General features: G+C 41.7%; 6 protein-coding genes. 3 read left to right on the top strand and 3 right to left on the bottom strand.

Translation table 11 applies throughout. The features are described 5' to 3' along the window. The first annotated feature begins 20 nt into the window (after positions 1-20). Both feoB and WBM98_RS18005 read left to right on the top strand, forming a co-directional pair. Entirely contained in the window at positions 21-2,258 is a 2,238-nt protein-coding gene (gene feoB / locus WBM98_RS18010) for a ferrous iron transport protein B (RefSeq protein WP_424367404.1), read from the top strand. Between the two features lie 340 nt (positions 2,259-2,598). After that, positions 2,599-4,140 carry a carboxypeptidase-like regulatory domain-containing protein gene (locus WBM98_RS18005; protein ID WP_424367403.1) on the top strand — a complete coding sequence of 514 codons (1,542 nt, stop codon included), beginning with the start codon at positions 2,599-2,601 and terminating at the stop codon, positions 4,138-4,140. Between the two features lie 4 nt (positions 4,141-4,144). Here the strand turns inward: WBM98_RS18005 and WBM98_RS18000 are convergent, their stop codons facing one another. Genes WBM98_RS18000 through WBM98_RS17990 form a run of 3 tightly spaced genes read right to left on the bottom strand, consistent with a single transcriptional unit; the run spans position 4,145 to position 7,071 of the window. Further along, the gene (locus tag WBM98_RS18000; RefSeq protein WP_424367402.1) at positions 4,145-4,531 is read right to left on the bottom strand and encodes a DUF423 domain-containing protein; all 387 of its coding nucleotides are present in this window, start codon (positions 4,529-4,531) and stop codon (positions 4,145-4,147) included. Between the two features lie 59 nt (positions 4,532-4,590). Next, on the bottom strand, positions 4,591-5,028 hold the full coding sequence (locus WBM98_RS17995; RefSeq protein ID WP_424367401.1) for a hypothetical protein: 438 nt from the start codon (positions 5,026-5,028) through the stop codon (positions 4,591-4,593). Further along, positions 5,029-7,071 (bottom strand): S9 family peptidase, encoded by a 2,043-nt coding sequence (locus WBM98_RS17990; RefSeq protein WP_424367400.1) that lies wholly within the window; start codon positions 7,069-7,071, stop codon positions 5,029-5,031. A 271-nt stretch (positions 7,072-7,342) separates the two neighbouring features. Between WBM98_RS17990 and WBM98_RS17985 the strand changes: the two genes are divergently transcribed. After that, positions 7,343-8,389 (top strand): lycopene cyclase family protein (locus WBM98_RS17985; RefSeq protein ID WP_424367399.1); only part of this gene is annotated, 1,047 nt, incomplete at its 3' end.

Below are 8,389 nucleotides of genomic sequence, written 5' to 3'. Positions count from 1 at the left end.
ATCGAAGACAACCCAGGTGTATGAGCAAGCAGATCAATGTTGCCCTCATCGGCAATCCCAATACCGGTAAAACCTCCGTTTTTAACCAATTGACCGGTCTGAAGCAAAAAGTCGGCAACTATCCCGGGATTACTGTTGAGAAAAAGGAAGGCATCTGCAAGCTTCCGAGAGGTGTAAAGGCACATATACTAGATCTCCCAGGCACTTATAGCCTAAATACGACCTCCCTTGATGAGAGTGTGGCCGTAGAATTGCTATTGAATAAAAATGACAAGGACCACCCCGATGTGGCCATTGTCATTTCCGATGTTGAGAATCTCAAGAGAAACCTTTTATTATTTACCCAGATCAAGGACTTGCAGATTCCTACAATTCTAGTCATCAATATGGCCGATAGAATGACAAGAAAAGGTATTTCCCTGGATATACCTCTCATGGAGAAAAAATTGGATACCAAAATTGCCTTGATCAGTACCCGAAATAATACCGGAATTGACAGGTTGAAGGAATTGATAGCCGATTACAAGAATCTTTCGGTGGCCCCAAATGTCGATACCACGGTCATTGACCCAGCCTATTTCAGCAGCTTGCGCGAAACATTCCCCAATGAGAACTTGTACAAGCTTTGGTTGGTCATAACCCAGGATGTGAACTTTATGCCCTTGGAGAAAAACTTGGTCCAGGACTCCTCATCGTTCAACACCAAATCAAAAGGTGAACTTAAACGTCTACAACAAAAAGAAACCATCAAAAGGTATCAATTCATCAACTCCATACTTAAACAGACCTATAAAGTTGATGTGAACGCGGCCAAAGGACTCAAGGCAACACTTGATAAAATCTTGATGCACAAGATATTCGGATATCTCATTTTTTTCGTTATCCTGCTTACGATTTTCCAAGCCATCTATGACTGGAGCAGCATTCCGATGGATTTTATCGATGAGACTTTTGCCACAGCCAGTGAATGGGTCAAAAGCACATTGCCCGCTGGAATGCTTACCGATTTGATCGCGGAAGGAATTCTTTCGGGGATTGGTGGCATTGTTATCTTTATACCACAGATTGCATTCCTTTTCTTGTTCATTTCCCTGCTGGAAGAATCAGGGTATATGAGCCGGGTCGTTTTTCTGATGGATCGCCTTATGCGACCGTTCGGGTTAAGTGGTAAGAGTGTGGTACCCTTGATTTCAGGTACTGCATGTGCCATCCCAGCCGTTATGGCTACGCGTACCATCGAGAATTGGAAAGAGCGGTTAATCACCATATTGGTTACTCCATTCATCACCTGTTCTGCAAGGCTTCCTGTATATCTTATCATAATCGCCTTGGTTATTCCAGAAGGCAGGTTTATAGGGTTAGGTTATCAAGCATTGACCTTAATGTTATTATATCTGATTGGTTTCCTTGCGGCAATTATCTCTGCCATGATCCTCAACAAAGTATTGAAGATCAATAGCCGTACTTTTTTCGTTATGGAAATGCCCAGCTACAAACTTCCCTTACTAAAGAATGTCGCTTATACCGTGTGGGAAAAAACCAAGAGTTTTGTCTTTGGGGCAGGAAAGATCATTCTGGCCATTTCGATAATTTTATGGTTTCTGGGTTCAAATGGTATTTCGGACAACTATGAAAATGCGGAAACCATTATCGAAAATCGCATCCAAAGCGAGGGGTTATCAACTTATAATCAAGAAAGTATAGCCAACGACCTCACTGTCTACCAAAAAAGCCTGAACGATAGCATCGTAAAAAAGGCATATGCCCTCACCCCAGAGCAGCTTGTTGATTCAACAAACCATTATAATAAGTTATTGTTCGAAAAGGCAAAAAGTCAGGAAATTGCAAGTTTCAAACTGGAAAACTCCTATATAGGCAATATGGGCAAGGCTATAGAACCAATGGTAAAACCTTTGGGCTATGACTGGAAAATTGGTATTGCCCTTATCACCTCTTTTGCGGCCAGGGAAGTTTTCGTGAGCACATTGGCCACTATTTATAGCGTGGGCAGTGACGAGGAGAATACCATTAAAAATCGAATGGCGGCTGAAATGAATGAAGATACCAAGAAGCCCTTGTTCAACTTGGCTTCGGGAATTTCCTTGTTGCTTTTTTATGCATTTGCGATGCAGTGTATGAGCACCTTGGCTATTGTTAAACGCGAAACGAATTCATGGCGATGGCCTTTGGCCCAATTGGTGTTTATGAGTCTTTTTGCCTATATTGTTGCTTTGATCGCCTATCAACTACTAAAATAATATGGAACTGTTCCAACAAATCGTGGTTTACCTCATTGTCGTTCTGGCCATAGGTTATTTGGTGGGTAAATTCCTTTTGCCCAAATCAATTCTAGCTTCGAAGAAAGGCCCTAAAAAAGGTTGTGGACACGAAGATTGTGGCTGTCATTGAATATGGGACCTTACGGCTAGGAATTTAATTACCTTAAAATACCCTGTAACGTTTTTCCAGACCACTCGTCTACCTCAAGTATCTCGCAGCTCTTAATAAAAAGCTAAATCTGTCCTAAAGAAAATCAAAATAGGACGGGCCTTAGTTGAAGTATGCGTTAGTTTGTTGACAACTAAACACCAATCGCTCATGGACAAAGTAATTTTGTGGTTTATCGCTGCATTGCTCACCATTGTTTGCAGTACGGCACAAAGCCAAACCCTGACTTCCCGAATATTGGATTCGGTTACCCAGGAACCTATACCCTACGTAACGGTACAATTGAATAGGAATGGGGTAATAACCAATGAAGAAGGCCGATTTAGTTTTCATTTAAAGGAAAATGTCTCTGAAACCGACTCACTTTTCATTTCTTGTATCGGATACGCATCGATAGGCAAACCCTTGAAGGAGTTCTCTGAAAATGTAATTTACCTAAGCCCCAAGGCCATTGAGCTCAACCCCGTTATAGTAAGTAATAAGAAGTATTCTGCCAAGGAAATCATCACATTGGTCAAGGACCATCTCGATCACAATTACAACCAAAATCTCAGTAAAAAAAGATTGTTTTTCAGGGATTCCTATTTTCAAGATTTCAATAAAACCGATTATACCTTCCTCAAATCGACCATCAAGGAACTCGATAAAAGATTCTTGGACAGTGTTCTGAACATCCTACCCAAAAAATCAAGCTATTATACCGAGGTGCTATGCGACCTTTATCGTGACCATGACCAGGATGCCCAAAAAATAGATCTACTAAAAGCGTCTGAACTTTATGACAAAAGCAAAGAATTGGATTATGAAAACCTTGAGGAGAAATTCAATGAAATCATCAAATCGAATATTAAAAGGGATTCCTATTTCAAGATAAAATCGGGGTTGTTCGGCACAAAGATCAAGGGGGAGGATTTTGATGAAATTTTTGAGACTGAGGTTGATTCCACCGATGCGGTAGCTTTACGGAAAGAATTGGAAGAAAAGAAAAAAAGGGAGGAAGAACGTAAGACCAATTTCGCTAAATATCGTAAGAACACAATTGTAGACATGATGCAGGATCTTTTTTATATGGAGGATTCCCCGCTTGATTTCATCAACAAATCAAGAAAGTACACCTTTACGATAAAAGACTTTACCTATATGGGGGAGGATGCGGTTTATATCTTGGAATTCGTGCCTGACGGCAGGGCCGATTATAAAGGCAAACTCTATATAAATGCGGATGATTTTGCTGTTTTACGATTGGATTATGAAAACGTAAAATCCTTGAAGAAATTCAATCTTATGGGTATTTCCATGAACCAATTTCTAGGAAAGGGCAAAATGATCTTTAGCAAGGTGGCCAATGACAAATACGACCTGCGTTATCTTGAACAGGTAGAGGGCACCCAAGTAGGAATCCGAAGACCGTTGAAGATTATTGAAAAGAACAAACATGTCAAAGGAAGAAACAAACAAAACGAATTATCGCTAAAATTGGATATGGCCACTATTGGCACGAATAAGCGCGAGCTTATCGTTTTCGATTCGGAAGAAATACCAAGGTCAACTTTTGAAGCATTTACCGAGAACAATACCATTTTGCCAACGTACATGGCGAACTACGACCCCGAATTTTGGCAGGGACACGCCATTATCGAGCCCAATCAGGCCATACGCGAATTTACTTCCGTTGAGGCTACGCCCCAATGACCCCTTACACGAGATTGGCAATAAACGAATACAACAAGAGCCCCCAGCCTATCACCAAAAGCAATCCTCCCAAAGGCGTAACAGGACCAAGAAATGCCATGTGCTTGCCCTTCGACTTACCAATAACCAAAAGATAGATACTGAATGAAAATAAAAAAATCCCGCTGATAAAACAGTAAATCATGTACTGCTGTAATGGGGTATCGAGATTAAAGTTAAAGCTTAGCACCAATAAAAGAATGGCATGGTACATTTGATATTTTACCCCGGTTTCAAAACTTTTAAGCTGATCATTGTTCAACGACTTTTTTAGGGCATGCGCCCCAAAAGCGCCAAATACAACGGCCAACAATCCTAAAAGAGCTCCAATGCCCTGAGCTAGAAGTACCATACATCAAATTTTAGCCCTAATATAAGTAAACCGATTCAGGAAGATACTTCGCTTCCCGATTATTCTTTTCCAGTGGGTTTCTCGACCTTACCCTGCAAAAGATTGAATAATTTTACGGTATTCACACTATCCTTATAGTTGATATAGAGTTTTAGGGAATCATCATATACCAATTTTATTTTTTGGTTCAAAAGGTTATCGACATAGACATTGACTTTTTTATCGGTGAGCGAATCCTTGAACTCCCTGAAAATGCCTTTTTCTTTTTCGAAGGCCGAAAACCCGTTCAGCCGCACCATGGGAGGGATCTTATCGACCCAAACGACACTGTCCATTTGGGAAAACTTCACTTTTTTATAGTAAAATCCGGATAGGATCTTGACTTGGTCCTGTTCGATCTTTGTCCAGTTTTTGGAATGGGCAAGAAAGGCCATGAGGCAAATAAAAACTGTAAAAACAATAATCACATTCCAAACGCGGTGTCCTTGCTGTACCATTTACTTGTTTTCTAAATTCCTATAGGTATCAAACCAAGCCAGCGTATGGGCTATCTTGGTGATCAAATTACTTGGTCTGTTGGCTATCCCATGGCTCGCATCGGGAATTTCAACAAATACGGTTTCCTTTTTCCGCAATTTAAGGGCATGGTATAGTTGTTTGGCTTCGCTCGGTGGCGTTCTTAAATCGTTCATGCCTACCATCACCATCGTTGGTGTCTCTATATTACCAACGAGTGAAAGTGGGGAAAATTTCCAATAGCCTTCAAAATTCTCCCAAGGCTGCCCTGGGTATCGCGAATTGGCGTACCCAAAATAATTATCGGCCACCAAGGTTTTGCTGATCCAGTTCATTACGGGTTTTGCAACAACAGCGGCTTCGAACCGATTGTTCTTTCCAATGATCCAGGCCGTCATTATACCCCCAGCACTTCCTCCGGTGACGAACAATTGATCTTCGTGGGCAATTCCTTTGGCAATGCAATAGTCCACCCCGTCCATCACATCCTGATAGTCATCCCCGGGATAATTGTTATAAAGCAAATTGCCAAATGCCTCCCCATAGCTGGTACTTCCCCTGGCATTGGGATAAAAAACCACATAACCTGCAGCTGCGTATAATTGCATTTCCACGGAAAAACGATCTCCATAATTTAAAATGGGGCCTCCATGGTTCTCCACCAAAAATGGATATTTCTTGGAGGCATCATATGCGGGAGGATAAACGACCCACCCCTGAATATCTCTTTGATCCACGGATGATTTGTACCAGATTTCCGATACGTTGCCCAAAGTTCTGTAGTCTAACAACCCTTTATTCAGGTTAGTGATCTTAAGCACCGATTTGCCCTTAGGTTGTATAACCGCCAAATCCGCCGGGTACTCAGGTCGTGTCTTTGTAAAGGCTATGGTCCCCTTCTTCGAGATGCTGAAAGAGCCACTGGCATAGGGCCTTCCTAGGGTAGTCCCTCCCATATCATCGGCCAATTTGGTTGTTTTTCCATCCAAGGTAATGAAGGCTATCTTACTGTTCCCCTTATCATCATAAGTGAAATAGAGCCCTTCACTCTTCGTGTCCCACACTATATCGGAAACGCTCCTATCCAATGAGGACGAAATAACGTGCTGGTCGCTTCCATCTATCTTCATAAGATATAGTTTCCGTACCTGATAGGCTTGTACTTGATCATCGAAACCTATATAGGCAATAAATTTGCCATCAGGGGAAACCGCAGGGTTGGTATCGGGACCATTTCTATGGGTTAATGCTTTTATGACCCCGTTTTCTACACCCACCTCATAGATTTCACTATTTCTAAACTCATATTCCCAGTCATCGTTTCTATTCGCTGAGAAGAAAATCTTATCGGCCATGGGGGACCAACTTAGTGTTCCCCTATGATGAAAATCGCCTGACGTAAGCTGCCGCGGCGCCCCGCCTTCGGCTGGTAGGGTGAAGATATGGCTAAAACCTGGTTTTATGTACCCGCGTCCATCGGCTTCGTGATATAGCCTGTCGGTAATCCTAGGTGTCTCGGCCCATTCAGCCCCTTTGGGTTTTTGAGGGATTTTGGCAATCACAGGAGGCTTTGTTTCCAACATCATGGTAAATGCCAATTGATCCCCTTTTGGGGACCACGTCAAGGAACCCGGGCTCGATGGAAGTTGTGATATTTTTGCGATCTTACCCGTATTGATCCAATACATATAGATTTCAGATCCTTCATCGGTCCCACTCACAAAAGCCAGCCTATTCCCATTGGGGGACCATCTAGGGCTCGACTCACCAACCTCCTTTGAAGTCAATTTTTGATGCTGGGAACCGTCAGTTCGGATCATCCACAAATCCCCGACGGCCTTGTCCTTCATAACATCCATTTTCATCCTTCGATAAACGATCCAGTCACCATTGGGTGAAATCTGGGGATCCGAAGCGTATTGCAGGTCAAAAAGATCCATATAGGAGAATTCTTTTTTTTGTGCATTTCCATAAAAAAAGAAACATACCAGTACAATAAAAATAGATAGGGTTTTCGATCGCATAAGTCAAAAATTGTGAATAGTTAAACTTAAGCAATAACCGAGATTATACAAAGGGAATTTACCCATACCTATTACCAAGGTTCAAGAATTGAAACTGTAAGGTTGTTTTCATGCAAAATACCTGATCGCCATGAAGAAGAAGTGTAAATTAATTTCCTAGACACATGCAAACATGCTATGGTTTCGTCGGATGATGCCAAGGATGGGACAAACCGATCAAAGCAAAAGGGAAATGCCTATTTTTGAATCCACAAATCAGTGATATACATTCTTGGAACAAATCAAGACACATTATGATTATATATTGATCGGGGCTGGGGCAGCCGGATTAATGCTGGCCGACGCACTTGGCATGGATTCTTATTTTAATGATAAAAGAATCTTGGTTTTGGATAAAGACCCTAAAAATACGAATGACCGTACCTGGTGTTTTTGGGAAAAAGGTTCAGGCCAATTCGATGCTATCGTAAGCCAATCTTGGAACGACATCTTTTTTGGGGGACAAGCGTTTTCGGGACAATTCAAAATCGAACCCTACCAGTACAAGATGGTGCGAGGATCAGACTTTTATCGGTACTACCTCCAAAAGACAAACACCTATTCCAATATTGATTTTTTACAGGAAGAGGTGCTTACTGTCATCGAAAACGAAGACAAGGTTTTGGTCACCACCACCAAAGAAACCTATACCTGTAATCAGGTGTTCAGTAGTATATTCGATTTCAAGACCCTTAAAAACCAACGGAAATACCCCGTTTTACAACAACATTTTGTGGGATGGGTGGTACAAACAAAGCATCCGGTTTTCAATGCGGAGCAACCCACGTTCATGGATTTCTCCGTGGAGCAAGGGAACAATACCCGCTTTATGTATGTATTGCCGTATTCAGAAAACAAAGCACTATTGGAATATACGTTGTTTTCTGAACATTTGTTACCGAAAGAAGCCTATGAAAACGCCATCAAGGACTACCTAAAGCTGACATTCAACCAAACCGATTTTGAGATCCTTGAAAAGGAAAAAGGCAGTATTCCCATGACCTGTTACAATTTTCAGGCTCATAATACGAAGAGAATCCAATATATAGGATCTGCTGGGGGGTGGACGAAACCCAGCACGGGATATACTTTTTATAATACCTCAAAAAAAACAGCGGATTTAATCGCTCTAATCAAGAAAAACCAGTCGTTTACCTCCCTTCGGAGCACATGGCGATTCCGGTTTTATGACCTGCTCCTCTTGGATATTCTATATTCTGATAATGGTAAAGGGCAATACATCTTCGAGACCCTTTTTAAGAACCGACCACCCCAACTG

Origin of the sequence: Maribacter sp. (assembly GCF_049667165.1) — a bacterium.
Lineage (GTDB): Bacteria > Bacteroidota > Bacteroidia > Flavobacteriales > Flavobacteriaceae > Maribacter_A.
This window is presented reverse-complemented; position numbering and strand designations above follow the sequence as displayed.